This window comes from Vibrio chagasii (assembly GCF_024347355.1).
GTDB lineage: Bacteria > Pseudomonadota > Gammaproteobacteria > Enterobacterales > Vibrionaceae > Vibrio > Vibrio chagasii.
This window is the reverse complement of the sequence record NZ_AP025465.1, coordinates 2,914,195-2,934,800: the sequence shown is the minus strand read 5'-3', so window position 1 is coordinate 2,934,800 and position 20,606 is coordinate 2,914,195. Positions and strand designations below refer to the sequence as shown.

At 45.1% G+C, this 20,606-nt stretch carries 22 protein-coding genes and 1 other RNA gene; 13 read left to right on the top strand and 10 right to left on the bottom strand.

The annotated features are described in order from the left end of the window. Positions 1-6 precede the first annotated feature (6 nt). A complete protein-coding gene (locus OCV52_RS13395; protein ID WP_137408539.1) occupies positions 7-903 on the top strand; it encodes a LysR family transcriptional regulator ArgP in 897 nt (298 codons plus the stop codon). Positions 904-1,014: 111 nt separating this feature from the next. Next, entirely contained in the window at positions 1,015-1,728 is a 714-nt protein-coding gene (locus OCV52_RS13390) for an oxidative stress defense protein (RefSeq protein ID WP_137408540.1), read from the top strand. A gap of 96 nt (positions 1,729-1,824) precedes the next feature. Here OCV52_RS13390 and serA read toward each other — a convergent pair whose 3' ends face one another. The 5 genes from serA to zapA form a co-directional block, all read right to left on the bottom strand. Then, entirely contained in the window at positions 1,825-3,054 is a 1,230-nt protein-coding gene (gene serA, locus OCV52_RS13385) for a phosphoglycerate dehydrogenase (protein WP_004739005.1), read from the bottom strand. Between the two features lie 262 nt (positions 3,055-3,316). After that, the gene (rpiA, locus tag OCV52_RS13380; protein WP_137408541.1) at positions 3,317-3,973 is read right to left on the bottom strand and encodes a ribose-5-phosphate isomerase RpiA; all 657 of its coding nucleotides are present in this window, start codon (positions 3,971-3,973) and stop codon (positions 3,317-3,319) included. 101 nt (positions 3,974-4,074) lie between these two features. Then, on the bottom strand, positions 4,075-4,674 hold the full coding sequence (locus OCV52_RS13375) for a 5-formyltetrahydrofolate cyclo-ligase (RefSeq protein ID WP_137408542.1): 600 nt from the start codon (positions 4,672-4,674) through the stop codon (positions 4,075-4,077). Between the two features lie 6 nt (positions 4,675-4,680). After that, positions 4,681-4,864, bottom strand: a non-coding RNA gene (gene ssrS, locus OCV52_RS13370) — 6S RNA. A gap of 11 nt (positions 4,865-4,875) precedes the next feature. Continuing rightward, on the bottom strand, positions 4,876-5,184 hold the full coding sequence (zapA, locus tag OCV52_RS13365) for a cell division protein ZapA (protein ID WP_004739010.1): 309 nt from the start codon (positions 5,182-5,184) through the stop codon (positions 4,876-4,878). A gap of 307 nt (positions 5,185-5,491) precedes the next feature. Here zapA and OCV52_RS13360 point away from each other — a divergent pair, with 307 nt between their 5' ends. The 3 genes from OCV52_RS13360 to OCV52_RS13350 are packed head-to-tail and all read left to right on the top strand — an operon-like array spanning position 5,492 to position 8,505. Next, entirely contained in the window at positions 5,492-6,067 is a 576-nt protein-coding gene (locus tag OCV52_RS13360; protein ID WP_137408543.1) for a YecA/YgfB family protein, read from the top strand. 23 nt (positions 6,068-6,090) lie between these two features. Continuing rightward, complete coding sequence (gene ubiH / locus OCV52_RS13355; RefSeq protein WP_137408545.1) at positions 6,091-7,269, top strand: 2-octaprenyl-6-methoxyphenyl hydroxylase; 1,179 nt, start codon at positions 6,091-6,093, stop codon at positions 7,267-7,269. A 12-nt stretch (positions 7,270-7,281) separates the two neighbouring features. After that, entirely contained in the window at positions 7,282-8,505 is a 1,224-nt protein-coding gene (locus OCV52_RS13350) for an FAD-dependent 2-octaprenylphenol hydroxylase (RefSeq protein ID WP_137408544.1), read from the top strand. Positions 8,506-8,613: 108 nt separating this feature from the next. On the opposite strand, the gene OCV52_RS13345 is transcribed toward OCV52_RS13350, so the two are convergent. The 4 genes from OCV52_RS13345 to ygfZ all read right to left on the bottom strand — a co-directional run bounded on the left by OCV52_RS13345 (position 8,614) and on the right by ygfZ (position 12,119). Further along, on the bottom strand, positions 8,614-8,820 hold the full coding sequence (locus OCV52_RS13345) for a DUF1107 domain-containing protein (RefSeq protein WP_004739018.1): 207 nt from the start codon (positions 8,818-8,820) through the stop codon (positions 8,614-8,616). Between the two features lie 300 nt (positions 8,821-9,120). Beyond that, on the bottom strand, positions 9,121-10,314 hold the full coding sequence (locus tag OCV52_RS13340) for an ISL3 family transposase (protein ID WP_261900840.1): 1,194 nt from the start codon (positions 10,312-10,314) through the stop codon (positions 9,121-9,123). A gap of 367 nt (positions 10,315-10,681) precedes the next feature. Next, positions 10,682-11,143 carry an aminoacyl-tRNA deacylase gene (locus OCV52_RS13335; protein WP_137408042.1) on the bottom strand — a complete coding sequence of 154 codons (462 nt, stop codon included), beginning with the start codon at positions 11,141-11,143 and terminating at the stop codon, positions 10,682-10,684. A gap of 4 nt (positions 11,144-11,147) precedes the next feature. Then, positions 11,148-12,119: a tRNA-modifying protein YgfZ gene (gene ygfZ / locus OCV52_RS13330; protein ID WP_137408043.1), complete on the bottom strand. Its 972-nt coding sequence runs from the start codon at positions 12,117-12,119 to the stop codon at positions 11,148-11,150. A 167-nt stretch (positions 12,120-12,286) separates the two neighbouring features. On the opposite strand from ygfZ, the gene OCV52_RS13325 reads away from it, so the two are divergent. Both OCV52_RS13325 and OCV52_RS25585 read left to right on the top strand, forming a co-directional pair. Continuing rightward, the gene (locus OCV52_RS13325; protein ID WP_004735374.1) at positions 12,287-12,547 is read left to right on the top strand and encodes an FAD assembly factor SdhE; all 261 of its coding nucleotides are present in this window, start codon (positions 12,287-12,289) and stop codon (positions 12,545-12,547) included. Then, positions 12,495-12,923 carry a protein YgfX gene (locus OCV52_RS25585; RefSeq protein WP_315973341.1) on the top strand — a complete coding sequence of 143 codons (429 nt, stop codon included), beginning with the start codon at positions 12,495-12,497 and terminating at the stop codon, positions 12,921-12,923. The genes OCV52_RS13325 and OCV52_RS25585 overlap by 53 nt, the downstream gene beginning before the upstream one ends. A gap of 88 nt (positions 12,924-13,011) precedes the next feature. On the opposite strand, the gene nadB is transcribed toward OCV52_RS25585, so the two are convergent. Further along, positions 13,012-14,628 (bottom strand): L-aspartate oxidase, encoded by a 1,617-nt coding sequence (nadB, locus tag OCV52_RS13320; protein ID WP_137408044.1) that lies wholly within the window; start codon positions 14,626-14,628, stop codon positions 13,012-13,014. A 389-nt stretch (positions 14,629-15,017) separates the two neighbouring features. Here nadB and rpoE point away from each other — a divergent pair, with 389 nt between their 5' ends. The 6 genes from rpoE (at position 15,018) to lepB (ending at position 20,592) form a co-directional block, all read left to right on the top strand. Continuing rightward, positions 15,018-15,596, top strand: coding sequence for an RNA polymerase sigma factor RpoE (rpoE, locus tag OCV52_RS13315; protein ID WP_008223963.1), 579 nt, complete (start codon positions 15,018-15,020; stop codon positions 15,594-15,596). 26 nt (positions 15,597-15,622) lie between these two features. After that, entirely contained in the window at positions 15,623-16,246 is a 624-nt protein-coding gene (locus OCV52_RS13310; protein ID WP_137408045.1) for a sigma-E factor negative regulatory protein, read from the top strand. Then, positions 16,243-17,205, top strand: a complete 963-nt coding sequence (gene rseB / locus OCV52_RS13305) for a sigma-E factor regulatory protein RseB (protein WP_008223961.1) — start codon at positions 16,243-16,245, stop codon at positions 17,203-17,205. The genes OCV52_RS13310 and rseB overlap by 4 nt, the downstream gene beginning before the upstream one ends. Next, positions 17,202-17,672: a SoxR reducing system RseC family protein gene (locus OCV52_RS13300; RefSeq protein WP_137408046.1), complete on the top strand. Its 471-nt coding sequence runs from the start codon at positions 17,202-17,204 to the stop codon at positions 17,670-17,672. Before rseB ends, OCV52_RS13300 begins: the two co-directional genes overlap by 4 nt. A gap of 132 nt (positions 17,673-17,804) precedes the next feature. Then, complete coding sequence (gene lepA, locus OCV52_RS13295; RefSeq protein WP_008223960.1) at positions 17,805-19,598, top strand: translation elongation factor 4; 1,794 nt, start codon at positions 17,805-17,807, stop codon at positions 19,596-19,598. Between the two features lie 97 nt (positions 19,599-19,695). Further along, a complete protein-coding gene (gene lepB / locus OCV52_RS13290; protein WP_137408047.1) occupies positions 19,696-20,592 on the top strand; it encodes a signal peptidase I in 897 nt (298 codons plus the stop codon). Positions 20,593-20,606: the final 14 nt, after the last annotated feature.

The following is a 20,606-nucleotide window of genomic DNA, read 5'->3' as shown; positions in this document are numbered from 1 at the left end:
AAAGTGATGCGTGGTTTAGATTATAAATGGATAGAAGCGCTGGATGCTGTCGTTAAACAACGCAGTTTTGAAAGGGCGGCAGAGCAGTTATATATCTCCCAATCAGCAGTGTCGCAACGCATTAAACAGCTAGAAAAGTGGCTCGCTCAACCTGCTTTGGTAAGGGAAAACCCACCTAGGCCAACCCCGGCTGGTAAAAAGTTACTAGGCTTATATCGTCGAGTCCGTTTGTTGGAGCATGAACTCGTTCCCGAGCTGATGAATGAAGATGGGAATCAGCCTCTATCAATATCCATTGCTACTAACGCGGATAGCTTAGCAACTTGGTTACTGCCAGCTTTGTCGGATGTGATGAAGTTGCGCCAAGTGGAATTGAACCTCGCTATTCATGGCGAATCGAGAACCATAGAGAAGATTAAAAGTGGTGAAGTTGCAGGTGCAATTAGTTTGGAGTCTCAAGCGATTCCTGGTTGCAGTGCCGACTACCTTGGTCGCATGGATTATGTGTGTGTGGCAAGTCCAGATTTCCACCAGCGCTACTTCTCGGAAGGGGTCAACTACACCACATTGAGAAAGGCTCCAGCTGTGTCTTATGATCAATACGATGACCTCCACAAGAAGTTTCTGCATTATCATTTTAATGTGCCTAGAGACAGCGTGATCAACCATACAGTTGGTAGCTCTGAAGCGTTTGTGCGTTTGGCCTTGTCGGGTGTTGCCTACTGTTTGATTCCAAGGTTACAGATCATCGAGGAGCTAGAATCAGGTTCGTTGATTGATATTACGCCCGGGTTTTTATTGTCCTATCGGATTTACTGGCACCATTGGCAGCTTGAAAGTGGGGTACTTAAAGAGATCTCACAAGCGATTTTGAGTTTTGCTCACGAACATTTACCACAGTAAGCTGGTGGTTTTTTCAGCGTCAAAGTTCTGTTAGAAGTGCGGTGTCTAGATTGGATAAACGGCAAATTACTCTATGATGAAAAGACATTTGTTTAGCATAGGTCTCCCCCCATGAAGTTTGTACCAAAGATGTTAGCAACCTCTCTTACTCTTACAGCAGCCCTAAGTGCTGTAAGTTTTTCGGCATTGGCTAATTCGCCATCTTTTCCACACATTTCGACGACCGGTTACGGTGAAGTGGTGGCAACGCCAGATATGGCGACATTTTCAGTCAGAGTTGTTGAGTCAACGATGACCGCAGAGCAAGCAAAGCTCACCGTTGATAAAGTGGTGATGAGCTTCCTTAATAAGCTACATAAAGCTGGGGTTGATGAGGCGAGCGTTCATAGCTCTAACCTTTACCTAGCGCCTCAATATCACTACCCAAAAGACGGCAAGCCGGAGTTAGTTGGTTACCGAGCTTCACGTAATGTGACGGTTGAAGTTAAGGATTTATCGAATCTTAATGAGTATATGGATATTGCCATTGCTCAAGGGATTAACCAGATCGATAACATCCAATTGCAAGTGCGTGACCAAGCGAAATATCAAGAGCAAGCGCGTTTAGAAGCAATCAAAGACGCAAGAGCAAAAGCTAAATCATTAGCGACTGGTTTTGAGCGTGAGCTTGGCGACGTGTGGCGTGTTGATTACAACGCACAGTCTTCTCAGCCGGTACTAATGCGTTCTATGGCGATGGATGCGAGAACGGAGTCGAACTCTTATGAAGACTCAACGATCACTATTCGTGATCGTGTGAATGTGATCTATCAGCTTGAAGAGTAATTAGATCATCATGATCTAATTGCCTATCATAGGCCAAATACTAAAAAGGCTCTCACAATGAGAGCCTTTTTGTTTTTCTAATACCGAATTCGATGATTAGTGAAGTAGACGAGCACGGATAGTGCCTTCGATCTCTTTCAGTTTCAGCAGTGCTTCTTCAGACCGGTCTGCCTCAACATCGATCACTACGTAACCCATATCAGCGGCTGTCTGTAGGTACTGACCTGCGATGTTGATGCCTTCTTCTGCGAAGATGGTGTTGATTTGAGTCAGAATGCCTGGACGGTTCTGGTGAATGTGCAATAGGCGAGATGTGCCCGTATGCAGTGGTAGCGATACCTCTGGGAAGTTAACACTTGATAGCGTTGAACCGTTATCAGAGTATTTTGCCAGTTTACCTGCCACTTCTACACCGATGTTCTCTTGGGCTTCTTGAGTAGAACCACCAACGTGTGGAGTTAGAATCACGTTATCGAACTGCATCAATGGTGACTCAAATGGGTCAGCATTGGTTTTCGGTTCGGTTGGGAATACGTCAATCGCCGCACCTCCAAGGTGACCAGAATCTAGAGCGCCACATAGAGCCGGAATATCGACTACAGTGCCACGCGCTGCATTGATAAAGATTGCGCCCGGCTTCATACGATCGAACTCTTCTTTACCCATCATGTTCTTGGTTTCATTGGTTTCTGGAACATGCAGTGAGATCACGTCACACTTGTTCAACAGTTCAGTCATGGTGTGAACTTGCGTTGCATTACCCAGTGAAAGCTTGTTTTCAATATCGTAAAAGTAAACGCGCATACCTAGGTTTTCCGCAATAATACCCAGCTGAGTACCAATGTGACCGTAACCGATAATACCTAAGCGCTTACCACGAGCTTCGTAAGAGTTGTCTGCACTCTTTTTCCAGATGCCACGGTGCGCAAGAGCATTCTTTTCTGGGATGCCACGTAGTAGCAATAGAACCTGACCAAGAACTAGCTCAGCAACGCTTCGCGTGTTTGAGAATGGTGCGTTGAAGACAGGTACACCACGTTTTGCAGCTGCTTCAAGGTTTACTTGGTTAGTACCGATACAGAAACAACCGATAGCAACCAATTTTTCAGCAGCATCAATTACTTCTTGGGAAAGGTTTGTGCGAGAACGAATACCGATGAAGTGAGCATCTTTAACTGCTTCAAGTAGTTCATCTTCAGGTAGTGAGCCTTTGTGGTACTCAATATTTGTGTAACCAGCGGCTTGAAGTACTTCTACTGAAGAAGGGTGAAGACCTTCTAGAAGTAGAATTTTTATTTTTTCTTTTTCCAGTGAAACTTTGGCCATTGTTCTCGTCCTTAAAATGGAAAGGTTGGGCAAATGCGGCGCACGTGCTACAAAATGGCTGAAAGGGGAACAAATTCACCACTTTGTTAGGAGACAAACGTTTTCCCTGTGCGTCTTCTGAACAATAAAGTAACAAAAAAAAAATGTTTTGGGTAAGAAAATTACGGAATAAGACATAATTTTACAGGTACAAAGCAAAAAAAAACGGCGCCCTTAGGCACCGTATGTAATGAAGTAACAGAAAAACTCAATCTTCTATTATTTATTCTTCGATTTTTGCACCTTCAGGTGTACCTGTAATAACCACGTCTGCGCCACGGTGTGCGAATAGGCCAACCGTTACCACACCAGCGATACCATTGATGATATCTTCTAGTTGTTTCGGGTTTTCAATCGCCATGCCGTAAACATCTAGGATCACGTTGCCGTTATCCGTTGTACAACCTTCACGGTAAACCGGGTCACCACCAAGCTTAACTAGCTCACGCGCAACGTATGAACGCGCCATTGGGATAACTTCTACCGGTAGAGGGAATTTACCCAGTACATCAACAGCTTTCGTGCCATCAACTATACATACAAATTTATCAGAGATAGCCGCTACGATTTTTTCACGAGTTAGAGCTGCACCGCCGCCCTTGATCATGTCGCGAGATGGGTTGATCTCGTCGGCGCCATCAACATAGATGTCTAACTTAGCAACATCATTACACTCATACACTTTGATCTCTAGCTCTTCTAGGCGTTGCGTTGAAGCAACAGAGCTTGAAACTGCACCTTTGATTTTGTCTTTCATTGTGCCTAGTGCGTCGATGAAGTGATTTACTGTAGAGCCAGTACCAACACCTACAATGCTGCCTTCTTCAACATATTTAAGTGCTGCCCAACCAGCTGCTTTTTTCATTTCATCTTGAGTCATGCCATTCTCCTGAATAAGATCTTGCGCTTTGAATTAGTCTTTCGCGTATTAAGTTAACGTTTGAGTATCGAGGTTAACGTTTGCGGCGCGATTATAGCGCTTTAACGGTTGTTTTCCCATTGCCAAGTTTTACTTGGAGTCACGATTTTAGGTAACGGAACATCCCACTCTTCAATTGGTAGGGTATCGACCTGTTGGCAATCGTGAGCCAAACCAATTGGTGTTGCCCCTTGTCCTGTCTCGAACCATTTCGCCAGAGTACGATCGTAATAGCCACCACCCATGCCTAACCGATGACCATGAGAGTCAAAACCAACCAGCGGGGTAAGAATGAGGTCGAGTTGATGACAAGGTTTCACCAACGTTTGATTAAGCTGGGGTTCAACGATGCCGTATTTATTTAATACCGTTGGGGTTGTCGGAGAATAGTGCAAAAACAACAGATGCCCGTCAGAGAAGGGGTGCAATACAGGTAAATAGGTCTGCTTACCTTGCGCCCATAACCACTCGATTAAAGGTTGGGTATCAAGTTCACCGTCGATAGAGATATAAAGTGCGATATGTTGGGCAGACTGAATGTCATCAAGTTGAGCGCACTGCTTAACTAGGTCTATGCCGGATTGAGTTTGTTGTTCGTTAGATAGGGAGTTGCGTTTGATGCGGATCTGTTTGCGAAATTCGCTGCGTGTGAGCGTCTTCATAAGAAGGGATACCCCAAAGTGCCGTTGAGAATAGATGGCCCTTGAACCAGCGAGTTCAAGGCGGATCAGCAATGATTACCGTAGGCTTCTCGGTCGGGCCGAGCATGCTCAATAGCACTCAAGTACTAACCCTTAGGGATTGCTTATCGGCTCGGGGACGTGAATCCTCTGACAAACACTCCAGGGTAAATTTTGTGTACGCTATTGCTGTCCGTGCTTAACCTTACTGAGAACATCTGAAAGCGATGTTGTGAGCTGCTCCATTCGCTCGGTCAGTGCGTTTTGTTCGTCATTTGCTTCAAACTTCTTGGTTTGTAATTCATAGCAAATGTTCAGAGCTGCGATAGTCAGCAGCTTCACTTCATTGGTTACCTTAGTACGTTCAGCCATCTCTTTCAATCGATTATCAAGATCGGCCGCCGCTGCAATCAATGACTCCTCTTGCCCTGCTGGACAATTTACTCGAGTCAGTTTTCCTAATATTTCAACGTCTACCGCTTGATTACTCATGATGGATGAACTCTTTAACGCGCTATTTTAAGGCTGTTGCGCTTCGTTATTTTCTTGAAACCAAAAGTGCAAGTACCGATGAGGAAGCAATCTCCTCTGAGGGAGAAACTATAGGTAAACCGCTATTAAGATTCAAGCTTTTCAGAGTGACTGTTTGTAAATGAGAGCTTGAGCACACAGTAATTCAGCAAATTGAACAATTGGTAGTCAGTCATCCTTCAATTGCTAGGGATCGATGCTTACCAGAATTGGGGTGAAGTGGTACGATTATACTATCGATATAAAGAATAACTGAGCGAGCTATCTGATGAGCGAAACTACTTTACCTGACTACCTAACGGTTGCGACTGAACTTCAATCGGCAAGTCTAGCCGTAACCCCTGCTGAGATGCATGGCTTATTAACGGGTATGTTAAGCGGAGGCTTAAGCCTAGTAGATAAGAGCTGGCAACCACTGATCTTTGATTACACCAACGAAGGTATGGGTTGGCCGGATCGCGCATTAACGTTAGCGGAAGCGACATTGAAAGTAACCACTAGTGAGATTACGGGTTCAGGCATGGAATTGTCTATGCTACTGCCTGATGAAGACGCAAGTGCGAGCCTATTTGATTTAGCTGACGGTGTGTCTGATTGGATCAACCACTTTATCTCTGGTTTAGGGCTCGTTGGCGCTCAGTTAAATAAGGCGTCGGAAGGCACTAAAGAAGCGCTGGCTGATCTTGAAGAGATGGCAAAGCTAGGCATTGATGAAGATGATGATCTGGAAGAGCAGGCGCAACTTCTAGAGCACGTTATTGAGCACGTAAAAGCGTGTGCATTAACTATTCATGCTGAGTTTGGTGCTCGCCCATCTGAAGATGTAGTTCCAACCATTCACTAATCGTTTGCCAGTTTGAGGTTATGATGGCTCAGTATGATGTTGTAATTGCTGGTGGTGCGATGGCAGGGGCGACTTTGGCGCTTGCCTTGAATCACCTAAGCCAAGGCTCGCTATCGATTGCGGTAGTGGAACCTTATCAGGTTGATCATCAAGCTCATCCTGGGTTTGATTCTCGTTCTATTGCTTTGTCTTATGGCACAGTGCAGATCCTTGATTCATTGCAGTTGTGGCAATCGATCGCTCCAGTTGCAACCCCGATTAAAGATATTCATGTCTCGGATCGTGGGCATGCAGGAATGACTGATATCTACAGCGAAGATCTTGCGGTTGATGCGCTTGGTTATGTGGTCGAGTTGGCGGATGTCGGTCGAATCTATCAGCAAAAGCTGGAGTCAGAAGAGGCAATTACGATGCTGTGCCCTGACTCAGTAGCGAAAATTGAGCGTAGTGATTTACTGACGACCATTGACCTTAATAGCGGGCAAACCATTACAACTAAGTTGTTGGTTGCAGCTGACGGAGCGATCTCTACCTGCTGCCAACAACTGAATATTTCGTTGAGCGAGCATGACTTTGAGCAAGTGGCTGTCATTGCCAACATTGTGGCGAGCGAGCCGCATCAAGGTCGTGCCTTTGAGCGTTTTACCCATCATGGGCCAGTTGCTTTATTACCAATGACGGACAACCGTCTATCGCTAGTATGGTGCTTACCGCCAGAACAAGCTGATAAAGTCATGGCTTTAAACGACAGCCAGTTCCTTGAACAGCTGCAGAATGATTTTGGTTGGCGATTAGGCCGTTTAGATAAGGTGGGTAAGCGTGCGAGCTATCCTCTGATTCTTCGTCATCGTCAGCAAAATATCTCTCATCGATTTGCGATTGTCGGCAATGCCGCTCAAACTCTTCATCCGATCGCGGGTCAGGGCTTTAACCTTGGTATTCGTGATGTGGCTTCTTTAGCCGAAGAGTTGTGTACTCAGTTGGATGATGTTGGTCGATACACTGGTCTTGTTAACTTTAGAAAACGTAGAGAACAGGACAGAGGGGCGACGATTACACTGACATCGAGCCTAGTACACCTGTTCTCAAATGATTTTTTAACCGCTCGTATCGGGCGAAACCTTGGGTTAGCTGTTATGGATAACCTTCCACCACTTAAAGGTCCACTTTTGCGTCATACGCTTGGCCTAGTAGAAAGATAAGGTAGATAAATAATGATGCAAAGTGTTGATATCGCAATTGTTGGTGGAGGTATGGTTGGCTTAGCCCTTGCAGCGGCTTTGAAAGACAGTGATCTGAGAGTGGCTGTAATTGAAGGCAAGGCACCAAGCGAAGGGCTTAATGAACTGCCTGACGTACGTGTTTCTGCATTGAGCCGTTCTAGTGAAGTGATTTTGCGTAATCTAGGTGCGTGGCAGGGAATTGAGCAAAGACGTGCAGCCCCTTATCAAGCGATGGAAGTGTGGGAACAAGATAGCTTCGCTCGTATTGAATTTGACTCAACGCGTTTAGCGCAGCCTAATTTAGGTCATATTGTTGAGAATCGTGTGATTCAATTGGCGTTGCTTGAACAGGTTAAAAAGCAAGAAAACGTCAGTCTCTACATGCCAGCGACGTGCAAAACAATGGCAATTGGTGAAAGCGAAGCGTGGCTGACTTTAGACAATGGTCAAGCACTGACGGCTAAGCTTGTCGTTGGTGCAGATGGTGCTAATTCTTGGGTTCGCAAGCAGCAAGATATCCCTCTAACACATTGGGACTACGGACACAGTGCAATTGTTGCGAACGTTAAAACTGCAGAAACGCACCATAGTGTGGCTCGTCAAATATTTACACCACAAGGCCCATTGGCATTTTTACCAATGCAGCCGAGTAACATGAGCTCTATCGTTTGGTCGACTGAGCCGAATCGTGCCGAGAAGCTCGTATCTATGTCGGATGCGGAGTTTAATAAACAGCTAACAGCTGAATTCGACTCTAAACTAGGCTTGTGTGAAGTGGTTGGAGAACGTTTTGCGTTCCCGCTGCGCATGCGATATGCGAGAGACTTCGCAGTAGAGCGTGTGGCTTTGGTGGGGGATGCCGCGCATACCATTCACCCGCTTGCAGGGCAGGGCGTTAACCTTGGCTTGTTAGATGCTGCCAGCCTAGCACAAGAGCTGTTAAAGCTCTGGGCTGCGGGCGAGGACATTGGTACCAAGCGTAACTTACGTGGTTATGAGCGTTGGAGAAAAGCAGAAGCCGCGAAGATGATTGCATCGATGCAGGGCTTTAAAGACCTATTTGAAGGCGATAATCCGGCGAAGAAGCTGATTCGTGGTATCGGTATGAAGCTCGCAGGTCAATTACCTGGTGCGAAAGATGAAATCATGAAGCGAGCTTTAGGACTTGCGGGTAACCTTCCTGACTTAGCGAAGCCCCCTGTGATTCATCGATAATGACTTTGTTTCCAATGTTTCGCACCAAAGTTTCGTTCGAATCATTGGTACGAAAAAAGGGTTGGCGTTAGCCAACCCTTTTTGTTTTGAATTCTCTAGATAATTTGATTATGCGTAAGCACAGCGCAGCTTCATAATTTCACTATTTATTTCTTTCACTGTTTCAAAGTGGCGTTTCTCTGCTCGGTCTGGCAGCACTAGCTTACCGTTATCGAACTCAAATTTCCCTACGCCGTAAATGTAGATTCGTCCTTTGAAAAGTCGACTTACATGTTTAGCAATCATACTCGGTGTATAGCGCTTAAACAGTCTCATTTTTAATTATCCTTATATTTACCTAGCCTGCACATTATAGAAAACTCCGAGATAATAATTGTGATAAGCATGGAGTAATATGCAGTAGCGTTGACGTTAATTAGATATTTGTGCTGTTCTAAGCACTTTCTACAGTAAATATCTATTTTTCCGTGAGCTCCTCCCCAAAATAATACTGAGTAGTGAACTGCCGTGAACTTTCCTGTTCGGTATTAAGCAGCTTAAATGTGACAATTATAAGAATAGGCGGGATTTTTTTGTTTGTGTAATCAAATTGTAAAATTAAGACAAAAAAAAGGTTCATCGCGGCTTTCCGGGGAAAGCCGCTTTTATCTTCAAGAAGAAGTAGTCTGTATCTCGATACCCATATCCCATTCGCTTGATTAGCTTTATCTTGTTGTTTATCCCTTCCAATGTGCAGGTGTTAAGCGGATAACTCGCAGATGCGATAATGCCGTGAAGATAAGGCCTTAGTTTTCGTGCGAACTCTTTCAATGGCTTAATTCCACTCTCTTGTACTTGTGCCCACCACGCCTCCCAGAGCCCTTTAGCATGTACTTCTGATTCACAATACCAAAGCTCTTTGAGTTGTGCTCCGAGTATATAAGTGGTCATTAAGTCCTTATTGATATTCAATATTTCGGTAAGATAGCTGTTTTGCTGTGTATTCAAATTACCCCTGTTTTTTAGCAACACCCAGCGTGAGCGCTTGATCCATTGCCTCGCTTTTTTATCTTGCTTGAGTTTGTTGGCTTGGTCGACTCTGACTCTATCCATCACCTCTCGACCGAACTTAGCAACAACATGGAATAAGTCGTAAACGATTTTTGCGTTCGGACAGTGTGCTTTAACTTCAAGATCAAAAGCCGTATTCATGTCCATTGCGACCGCTTCGATATTATTGCCATGCTTGCCTAGTTGCTCGAAGAACGGCCGTATGTCCTTACGGCTTCGGCCTAACCCTATCCAAATGACTTGGTGTGTCTTAGCGTCAGCGATGACCGTGGCATATCGATGCCCTTTAAAGATGGCGAACTCGTCCATGACGAGTTGCCTTAGCTCCTCCCATTTCACTGGCGGTACCACTTTTCTAAGTCGGGATTTATCTATCTCTTTAATGGTGTGCCAATGAACGTTCGTTAACCGGGAGATATGCTTAATAGGAAGAAGAGGCAGTAATTGTTCTATATAGCTTCTTAAGCGCTTCGTTATACGAGCATAAGGCTCCAACCAAGATAGAGATTCTGTTTTTATGCCACACTCACGGCACTTGATTCTTCGCGTTTGAACAGAAAGAACAACAGGAACACCGAGCAACATGGCTTCTTTTACATGACGCCATTGATACTCATGAATAGCCTCGGCCTCGAGACCACAAAGGCACTTAGCCTCAGAGTTCGGTTCAAGAGTCAGGGTAATAAGTGATGCTGTCTGGTGAGACTTTACGACTTGAAAGCCTTCCCAGAATGAAGATAGGAAAGTATGATTCGGCATGAAAACGGTAGTTTGTGTATGATTTTTGTTTGGCGACTAAACCATATCACTTACTACCGTTTTTGTTTTTAGTTCCCGCTAATCCGCGATGAACCAAAAAAAAGCCCGTCTAAAACGGGCGAATAGTCACAGATGCATTACACAAAAGTGGATACTGATGTTACTCAGTGGATTCACTTGTACTGATTTGCCTAGGGGCTAGTCAGTAAATCCACAATAACGCAGTTTTTTACTTGTGACTACTTATGCTTTAATTTTGATTAAATATTTAACTTTAATCTATTTATCTTATGACGAACTTCACAATAAATATGTATCTAGTGAAAACTGGAATGTGACTTTGCGATCAGTTACTGCTTTGATCTGATCATCGGCTTATCTCTGTAATGATAGGCGCGCATAGGGCTATGAGATCATCGGGATCCAGAGCAATACCTGCCATTCGATCCCCAGAGCTGATGGTCACCGTCGAATTGTTTTGAATCGAAGGATTAAAGATGATCGGCATGTGCCTTTTTAATGCAAGAGGGCCAACACAACCTATCTTAAAACCAGTGATGGACTCTACATCGCTTAGCGGAACACAAGTCATTCGGCGGCAATTTAGAATTGAGCGCACTTTCTTCGGATCGACTGAGCGATCACCAGTGGTGCACGCTAGCGCGTATTGATTGCCCATGTCTTTGAGCAGAATACATTTCACCATTTGAGATGGGGCGATGCCTCGTTCTTGCGCGGTTTCTTCGATGCTGGTGGTTGGCTTACTTTGTAACAGCAGGCGATAGTTCACCTGCTGTTGGTCTAGCCATTGTGTAATCACTGTTTCCACGTAATTACTCGTCGTCAAGACTGTAAGGCAGTGGCAGGATATTCCAGATTTGATCAGGTTGTGCTGTCAAACGCAGTTGAACATCGTCATCCAGGTTATTCGGCAGAACCATTAGACCAATCGCTTGGTTGTCAGCAAATTGATATACGTTGATCAGTCGACCTGCACCACGCCAGTTTTCACCCACGCTACGCTCTAGCTCAATAGGGCTCTCTAGTGTTAGCACTTCCGCAGTCGGACCAGAAACAATGCGCATTTCACGTTTGTTCATGCCACGGTACTTAGCGCGAGCTACTGTTTCTTGCCCCGTGTAACAGCCCTTGGTGAAGCTAATGCCACCAATCGCTTGCAGGTTAAGTGCCTGAGGGATGTGCTCATTTTGCTCTGCTTTGGTTAGGTGAGGCTGAGCATCGATAATTTCATGATACTGCCATAGCGCCTCTGAGACTTTCTCCGCAGAACTGTTAGTGACCAAAGCTTCTGCAGCTTGTTCTGTTACAAGCAGAGCCCAGCGGTTTTCTGCAACTTTAACGGCTGTACCGCCTGAAATCGCACGAACTTTACCTTGGCTCTCTGAAATTGAGTCGATGTATTGATCCGCAGCTGCGCCCATCACACCGATAACCACATCGCTGGTTTGCTCAATATCGACTTTAGAGAAGACCGCGTATTTTTTGATTTCTAAGAGCTCAACTTCAATCGCAGACTTAGGCTGCATAAGCGCATAACCACCGTTGTGGTGGAATAGGCGGAAGATACTCCATACCTTTCCTTTTGCATCACAGTGGGCGCCTAATGTGGATTCATCATTAGGAAGAGTCACGACGTCGCACGTTACTTGACCTTGTAGGTACGATTTTTTGTCATCGCCTACCATGGTAATTGCACTCCAGTCTGACACATGTGTCATCATCAGTTCTGGAAGCGAATCATTTTGCGTATGAGCGTGCGGCTGAAAGGTGTTTTTCCAATCCATTTTATCTTTCCTAAGAATTTTATTTGGCTCTATGTTAATCCTGTTCTGTTTCTTTGTCAGCCTAGGTTTTTTTGTGAGCTGAGATAGGGACTGTGACCCACATAGTAGTTGCAGAGCGTATGACTTGTTACACTCCAAGAAAGAAAAATTATAGGTGAGGATAGCCAATGTACACTGCAGAGCAGAAAGCACGAATTAAATGGGGTTGCCGTCGCGGCATGTTAGAACTTGATGTAGTCATCATGCCATTTTTCGAAGAGTGTTTTGATTCATTGCAAGAGCAGGAACAGCGCGAGTTTGTTTCTTTACTAGAGTGTGATGATCCAGACTTGTTTACTTGGGTGATGGGCCACGGCCGCAGTGAAAACCTAGGTCATGCATCAATGGTTGATAAAATTGTCGCACACAACCTCAGCAAGGTTCGTTAAGCTCCAGCTCAACCCTTCGCATTTCGCATTATTAACAAAAGGCACTGTTTTCGGGTGCCTTTTGTTTTTCATCGTTGTCTCTTCTATTCCATTGGCTGTCAGCCTTTATTGTCTTTATTTATCCTTCAATCTGTTTCGTGCCAATCATATGCTTATCACCAGTGCTCAAGGGCGTTTTGATTATAAGGGTGATGGTGAGGTGCGGCTTAATGATCAGCTTTACAAGTTAAAGTCCGTCGACCAGATTTGGGCGCAATTCTTTATAAAATTACGATTTGAATGCGGTCACTCGATACTGCTATGGCGAGACAGTTGCCAAGATCAAGAATATCGGCACTTTTTGGCGAACTTACAACGAATGCGTTCGCTCAGCTAAAGTAATCGATTAGCCGTGAGATAAAAGAAAAGGGAGCACTAGGCTCCCTTCCATTTGATTACTTTTCATTGTTGGCGAATGCGCCAGATTACGATTGACGTTTCTCTGGTGTCAGAATCGTTGGGCCACTGTCTTCAGCAAGCTCTGGGTAATCCAATGTATAGTGCAGGCCGCGACTCTCTTTACGTTGCATCGCACAGCGAACCATTAGCTCAGCGACTTGAAGTAGGTTACGCAGTTCTAGAAGGTTGTTCGACACCTTAAAGTTGCTGTAATACTCGTGAGTCTCTTGCTGCAACATCTGAATACGACGCATTGCGCGCTCAAGACGTTTGTCTGTACGTACGATACCCATGTAATCCCACATGAATAGACGAAGTTCATGCCAGTTGTGCTGGATAATAACTTCTTCATCACTGTTAGTGACTTGGCTTTCATCCCATGCTGGAAGTTCAGCACACAACTGAGACTGTTCAATGTTCTCAACGATGTGTTTTGCTGCCGACCACGCGTAAACCACACATTCTAGTAGTGAGTTTGATGCCATACGGTTCGCACCGTGCAGGCCAGTGTAGCTAACCTCACCAATCGCGTAGAGGTTTTGCAGATCCGTTTGACCATCTTTATTGACCATCACCCCACCACAGGTGTAGTGCGCAGCAGGAACAATCGGGATCGGCTCTTTAGTCATATCGATACCCAAGTCCATCAAGCGAGTGTGGATCATTGGGAAGTGCGCGGTGATGAACTCTTCAGGTTTGTGGCTGATGTCGACGTACATGCAGTCTGCACCTAATCGCTTCATTTCGAAGTCGATCGCGCGAGCAACCACATCACGAGGCGCCAATTCACCACGCTCGTCGAAGTCCTTCATGAAGCGTGTACCATCCGGGCGACGCAGGTATGCGCCTTCGCCACGTAGCGCTTCCGTTAGTAGGAAGTTACGCGCTTCTGGGTGGAACAAGCAGGTTGGGTGGAATTGGTTGAACTCTAGGTTTGCTACACGACAACCTGCACGCCAAGCAATCGCAATACCATCACCAGAAGATACATCTGGGTTAGAGGTGTATTGGTAAACTTTGGATGCGCCGCCAGTAGCAAGTACAACAAATTTAGCGCGTACGGTTTCTACTTGTTCTTGGTTACGGTTCCAGATGTAGGCACCAATAACCTTGTCTTTCGAGCCACCAATTTTATCTTCAGTGATCAAGTCAAGCGCGTTGTGGCGCTCGAAGATCTCGATGTTCGGGTGATTCTTGACGTTATCTTGCAGTGAAGTTTGCATTGCCATGCCGGTTGCATCGGCAGCGTGCAGGATTCTGCGGTGACTGTGGCCACCTTCACGAGTTAGGTGGTACTTAGGTTGACCATCAGTGCTGTTCTCATCTTTATCAAATGGAACACCGCCATCAATCAGCCATTGCACACACTCTTTAGCATTTTCAGCAATGAATTGAACTGTATCTTCTTCACATAACCCAGCCCCGGCAATTTGAGTATCTTCAACGTGAGACTCAATACTGTCAGACTCATCGAACACCGCAGCGATACCGCCTTGTGCGTAATACGTCGATCCTTCGCTGCGTGGTCCTTTGCTTAATACAATTACTTTTGCATGTTCTGCTACGCGTAAGGCTAATGACAAGCCTGCCGCACCACTTCCTACCACTAATACATCACACTGATGTTCACGGTTTGCGTTCATAAAACTTATTAAATCCCGGGCTATAGTCGAGTTGTCCACTCTCAATTGACTTTGTCTTGTTTTAGGAGTCGCGGTAAGACTGTTATAATCTCCCCAGAGTCGTCCTAAAACGCTATGCAAAATCAAGATATAGACAGCTATCTAGAAATATTTAATTGCTCAATACCATTGCTTTTGCTCAAGTTTCCCCAAATTGATAGGGATAGCTATTTTTATTACATCACATTGTGAAACAATAATGGCAAATAATTTTAAGAAAGTTGGAACTTTCGGTATTTGGCTTAGTCACAATAGTGCTCTTGTAGACGGTGGTGTCAATACTACATTTCGCATAATTAGTACCCATATCTGTGAAGGTGAGGGTTATAACAATAGGAGTACCCGCTCGAATGAACGAGCAGCTAACCGATCAAGTGTTGATTGAGCGAGTTCAGAGTGGAGATAAGCAAGCATTTAACTTACTAGTGGTTAAGTATCAAAACAAAGTTTGTAATCTTATCTCTCGATACGTGAATAATTCCGGTGATGTACCTGATGTAGCACAAGAAGCTTTTATTAAAGCTTACCGCGCGATACCTAATTTTCGTGGCGAGAGTGCCTTCTATACATGGTTGTACCGAATTGCCGTGAACACCGCTAAGAATCATATCGTTGCCCAGAGCCGTAGGCCTCCCGCAACGGATGTAGATGCAGAAGATGCTGAATATTACGAAACAGGCAGCGCGTTAAAAGAAATATCGAACCCTGAGAACTTAACGCTGTCAAAAGAATTGAAGCAAGTTGTTTTTGGTGCGATTGAAGCGCTACCTGAAGACTTAAAAACTGCAATGACGCTGCGTGAGCTTGAAGGTTTGAGCTACGAAGAGATTGCAGAAGTAATGGATTGCCCTGTAGGAACCGTACGTTCGCGTATTTTCCGAGCTCGTGAAGCGGTGGAAAAGAAAATTAAACCTCTTTTGCAACGCTAGAACTTGTAATAATTATGGTGAAAATAATGGCTGATAAAGAAAAGCTTTCGGCACTCATGGATGGTGAAACGATCGATAAATCTCTCATTGTAGACCTAGAATCTGATCAAGAAAGCATGAATACCTGGCAGAGTTACCACTTAATTGGTGACGTTATGCGTGGGGATGCGCCAGAAACTAAAAATTGGAACATTGCTGGTAGTGTGGCAGCTGCGCTTGAAGATGAGCCTGCACACAGTGCAATGCCAAACCAGCACCAAGTGAATGTTGAACCTACTGTTGCTCCAATTGAAGAGCAACCAAAGCCTCAGCAAGCGAAGCGTCAGCTTCCTGCGTGGTTACAACAGTTTGGACAAGTTGCTGTGGCAGCGTGTGTTTCATTAGCAGTTGTATTAGGTGTTCAACAATATGGTGGCAGCGACCCAGCGGCACCAGAACAGTTACCTGTACTTCAGACGATTCCATTTGCAGGATCGGCTGAGCCAGTGAGCTTAACGCGTGACTCTGTAGAGAGACCGGCTTCTGAAGCAAACTTGCAAGAGCAGCGCAAACGCGTTCATGCAATGCTAGAAGATTATGAGCTACAACTAAGATTAAACAGTGATGCGTCGCCTATGGAAGATGCACATCTAGAATCGGACATTGAATGAAGAAAATCCTGGTCAGTGCACTGACACTGTTCAGCTTGATGTCTCCAACAGCCTTTGCAGAGGAAACAACTGCAAAGGCGTTGTTGCATCAAATGAACGAGGCCAGTCAGCATCTAAATTACGAACTCTCTTACATACTGATCAAGAAGAGCAGTATTGAACCTCTTGTTTATCGCCATGCGGTTAACGACGACCAACAACTCGCACACCTTGTTTACCTGAGTGGCCCTGTTCGTGAAGTGATTCGTCGCGGTAATGAAGTGAGCTACATCGAACCGGGTACAGAGCCGTTTACGATCCAGTCAGGCAGTATGGTTGCGCCTGTTATTCCGATGATCAATCGAGATATTGAATCCCTGAATCAGTACTACGACTTTGTAAAAGTTGGGCGTTCTCGTGAAGCGGGCAGCACTACTCAAGTGTTACGCGTAGTGCCAAAAGATGGCCTTCGTTACTCTTACGTGGTTTGGGTAGACGAGAAAACCAGTCTTCCTCTACGTGCCGACCTATTAGACCGTGATGGTGAAATACTGGAACAGTATCGAACAATCTCTTACGTGGTGAACGATAAAATCGCTGAAGCCATGGGCGGCTTAAACCAAGCGCAACTGCCGAAGGTTTTATCATTACCTGAAGGTTTGGTGAGTGAGACCGACTGGCAAGCTTCATGGGTGCCAGAAGGGTTTAAGTCAAAAGAATTGAGCCGTTACCAAATGGCAGCGACCGATAAAATGGTCGAGAGTCAGCTTTTCAGCGATGGATTATTTAGCTTTTCGGTATATATCGCCGACAAAGACGAACACTCATTGAAAGGCCAGTTGGTACGTCAAGGACGCAGAACCTTGCACAGCTTAGTGATTGGCGACAGAGAGGTGTCTGTCGTGGGTGATATCCCGCCAGCGACAGCTAAGCGTATCGCTCAATCTGTGACTTTCAATCATCAGGTATCAGCGCAATGATGACCGCGCTGGCTACCGTTAGCTCAGTTGAACAAAAAGGTAAGCAATACTTTGTTCAACTGAGCTGCGAACAACAAACCAGTTGCAGCAGCTGCTCTTCACAAAAAAGCTGCGGCACTGGCATTGTCACCAAAGCGGTTGGCAACAAATCCTTGTTTTGGCAATTAAAAACCAAAAGCCTTGTGAAAGCGGGTCAGATTGTAGAAATCGGCTTTCCTGAAAAAAGCCTGCTTCAGTCTGCAGCTATTGTTTATCTCATCCCACTTTTCATGTTGATGGTTGGTGCTGGCATTGGACAACTCTTGTTACAACCCTTACTTCAAGGGGGCGAGGGGATTGTTATACTGAGTGCAGCCCTATTTACAGCTGGTGGTATTGCTTTAGCGAAGCGACTCGCTAAACCGATGGAAGACAAATCCAAGCAAGAAGTCGTATTGATTCGAATCCTAGGTGAGCCGCTCGTCTAATTTATGATGCGTCTTGCTGTTAAATTGGGTAGAATCTGCCAACTTGATTGAAATGCCGCCACCGTTAGCTATTTTTAAATAGTTTTGCGGCTTTCTTACCGTCCTAATTTAAAGAGTTTGTCACACCAAATTATGAAGCACATTCGTAACTTTTCGATTATCGCCCACATCGACCATGGTAAGTCGACCCTATCTGACCGTCTAATCCAAGTTTGTGGAGGATTAAGCGATCGTGAAATGGCTGCGCAAGTCCTTGATTCGATGGATCTTGAGCGTGAACGTGGCATCACCATCAAATCTCAGAGTGTGACACTAAACTACACCGCAAAAGATGGTGAAACTTACCAACTTAACTTCATCGATACTCCGGGACACGTTGACTTCGCATACGAAGTATCACGTTCTCTTGCGGCTTGTGAAGGCGCACTATTGGTTGTCGATGCTGGTCAAGGTGTAGAAGCTCAGACTCTAGCAAACTGTTACACAGCGATCGAAATGGATCTGGAAGTTGTGCCAATCCTCAACAAGATTGACCTTCCAGCAGCTGATCCAGAGCGCGTATCTGAAGAGATCGAAGAGATCGTAGGTATCGACGCGATGGAAGCAACGCGCTGTTCTGCGAAAACAGGTATCGGTGTTGACGATGTTCTAGAAAACATTGTTTCAGCAATTCCTGCTCCAGAAGGCGATCCTGAAGCGCCACTGCAAGCGCTGATCATCGATTCTTGGTTCGATAACTACCTTGGTGTTGTTTCTCTTGTTCGTATCAAGAACGGTTCTCTGAAGAAGAACGACAAGATCAAAGTAATGAGCACAGGCCAAGTTTGGGGTGTAGACCGTCTAGGTATCTTCACACCGAAACAGGTAGATACTACTGAACTAAATACTGGTGAAGTAGGTTGGGTTGTTTGTGGTATCAAAGATATCCTAGGTGCACCGGTTGGTGATACGCTAACACTGGCTAAAAACGGCTGTGAAAAAGCGCTACCAGGCTTTAAAAAAGTAAAACCACAGGTATACGCGGGTCTGTTCCCAGTATCATCTGATGACTACGAAAACTTCCGTGATGCGCTAGGTAAACTCAGTCTGAACGATGCTTCTCTATTCTACGAACCAGAGAACTCAGCAGCACTTGGTTTCGGTTTCCGTTGTGGCTTCTTGGGTATGCTTCACATGGAGATCATCCAAGAGCGTCTAGAGCGTGAATACGACCTAGACCTAATCACAACAGCACCAACCGTAGTATACGAAGTTGAAAAAACAGACGGCACTCAACTGTATGTTGATAGTCCAGCTAAGCTGCCAGCTATCAATGATATCAACGAGATTCGCGAGCCGATTGCACGCTGTAATATCTTAGTACCTTCTGATTACCTAGGTAACGTAATCACACTGTGTGTTGAGAAGCGTGGTGTTCAGGTTGATATGATTTATCACGGCAACCAAGTAGCGGTTGTATACGATATTCCAATGGCTGAGGTAGTACTGGACTTCTTCGACCGTCTGAAATCAACGTCTCGTGGTTACGCATCACTGGATTACAACTTCCAACGCTTTGAAGCATCAAGCATGGTTCGTGTAGACGTACTTCTAAACGGTGACACGGTTGATGCACTTGCGATGATTACACACAAAGATCAATCGCAAACTCGTGGTCGTCAGCTTGTAGAGAAGATGAAAGAGTTCATCCCTCGTCAAATGTTTGATATCGCGATTCAAGCGGCTATCGGTAACCACATCATCGCGCGTTCTACAGTTAAACAACTGCGTAAGAACGTAATCGCGAAATGTTACGGTGGTGACGTGAGTCGTAAGAAGAAACTTCTGAAGAAACAGAAAGAAGGTAAGAAGCGTATGAAGCAGATCGGTAACGTAGAGCTGCCTCAAGAAGCATTCTTAGCAATTCTTCACGTTGGCAAAGACTAGGCTTATCCAACGATAAACGAATAATTGAAAGTGAAAGGGTAGCTCGCTATTCTTTCACTTTCGTTATTTTTAAAGAAATGAAATTTAAGGGATATCAATGGCTAACAAATTTTCGCTCTTTTTAGTGCTCTTAACTCTAGTGACCGGCATTGTATGGGCATTGGAAAAGTTTGTGTGGGCGAAGAAACGCCAGCAGAAGCTTGCTGATGTGGAAGCACAAACCAATGGCCTAGACGCTGAAACCAGCGCAAAAGTTACGGCTCAGCCTTGGTGGGTTGAGAACAGTGTGTCCATTTTCCCGGTAATTGCATTTGTTTTGATCTTGCGTTCATTTATTTATGAACCGTTTCAAATCCCATCTGGCTCGATGATGCCAACGCTTTTGGTTGGTGATTTCATCTTGGTAGAGAAGTACGCTTACGGTCTTAAAGACCCAGTATGGCGCGCTCAATTAGTTGAAACTGGCAAGCCAGAACGTGGTGACGTTATGGTATTCAAGTATCCACCAAACCCAAGCATCGATTACATCAAGCGTGTTGTCGGTTTGCCAGGTGATACTATTCGTTACAGCAGTCGTAAAGAAATCTGTATCCAAGCGAAAGGTACAAGTAGCTGTAAACCTGTGAAACTAAGTCACGTAGAAGAGAGCCAATTTATTCAAGACGGTGTGCCTCTGATTCAGCTGAATGAACAGCTTGGAGACGTAGAGCACCAAATCTTAGTTAACCCACTGCGTCGTGATCGTGTGCATGCATATCAACCTCGCAACGGTGTTAACGAATGGGTTGTTCCAGCAGGCCATTACTTTGTGATGGGGGATAACCGTGACAATAGTTCTGATAGCCGTTACTGGGGCTTCGTCCCTGAAGCAAACCTTGTTGGTAAGGCCGTTGCTATTTGGATCAGTTTCGAATTCGAACGTGGTTCCGACAGTGTACTTCCAACATGGATTCCTACTGGTGTGCGTTTTAATCGCATCGGTGGGATTCATTAATCGATCAATTAACA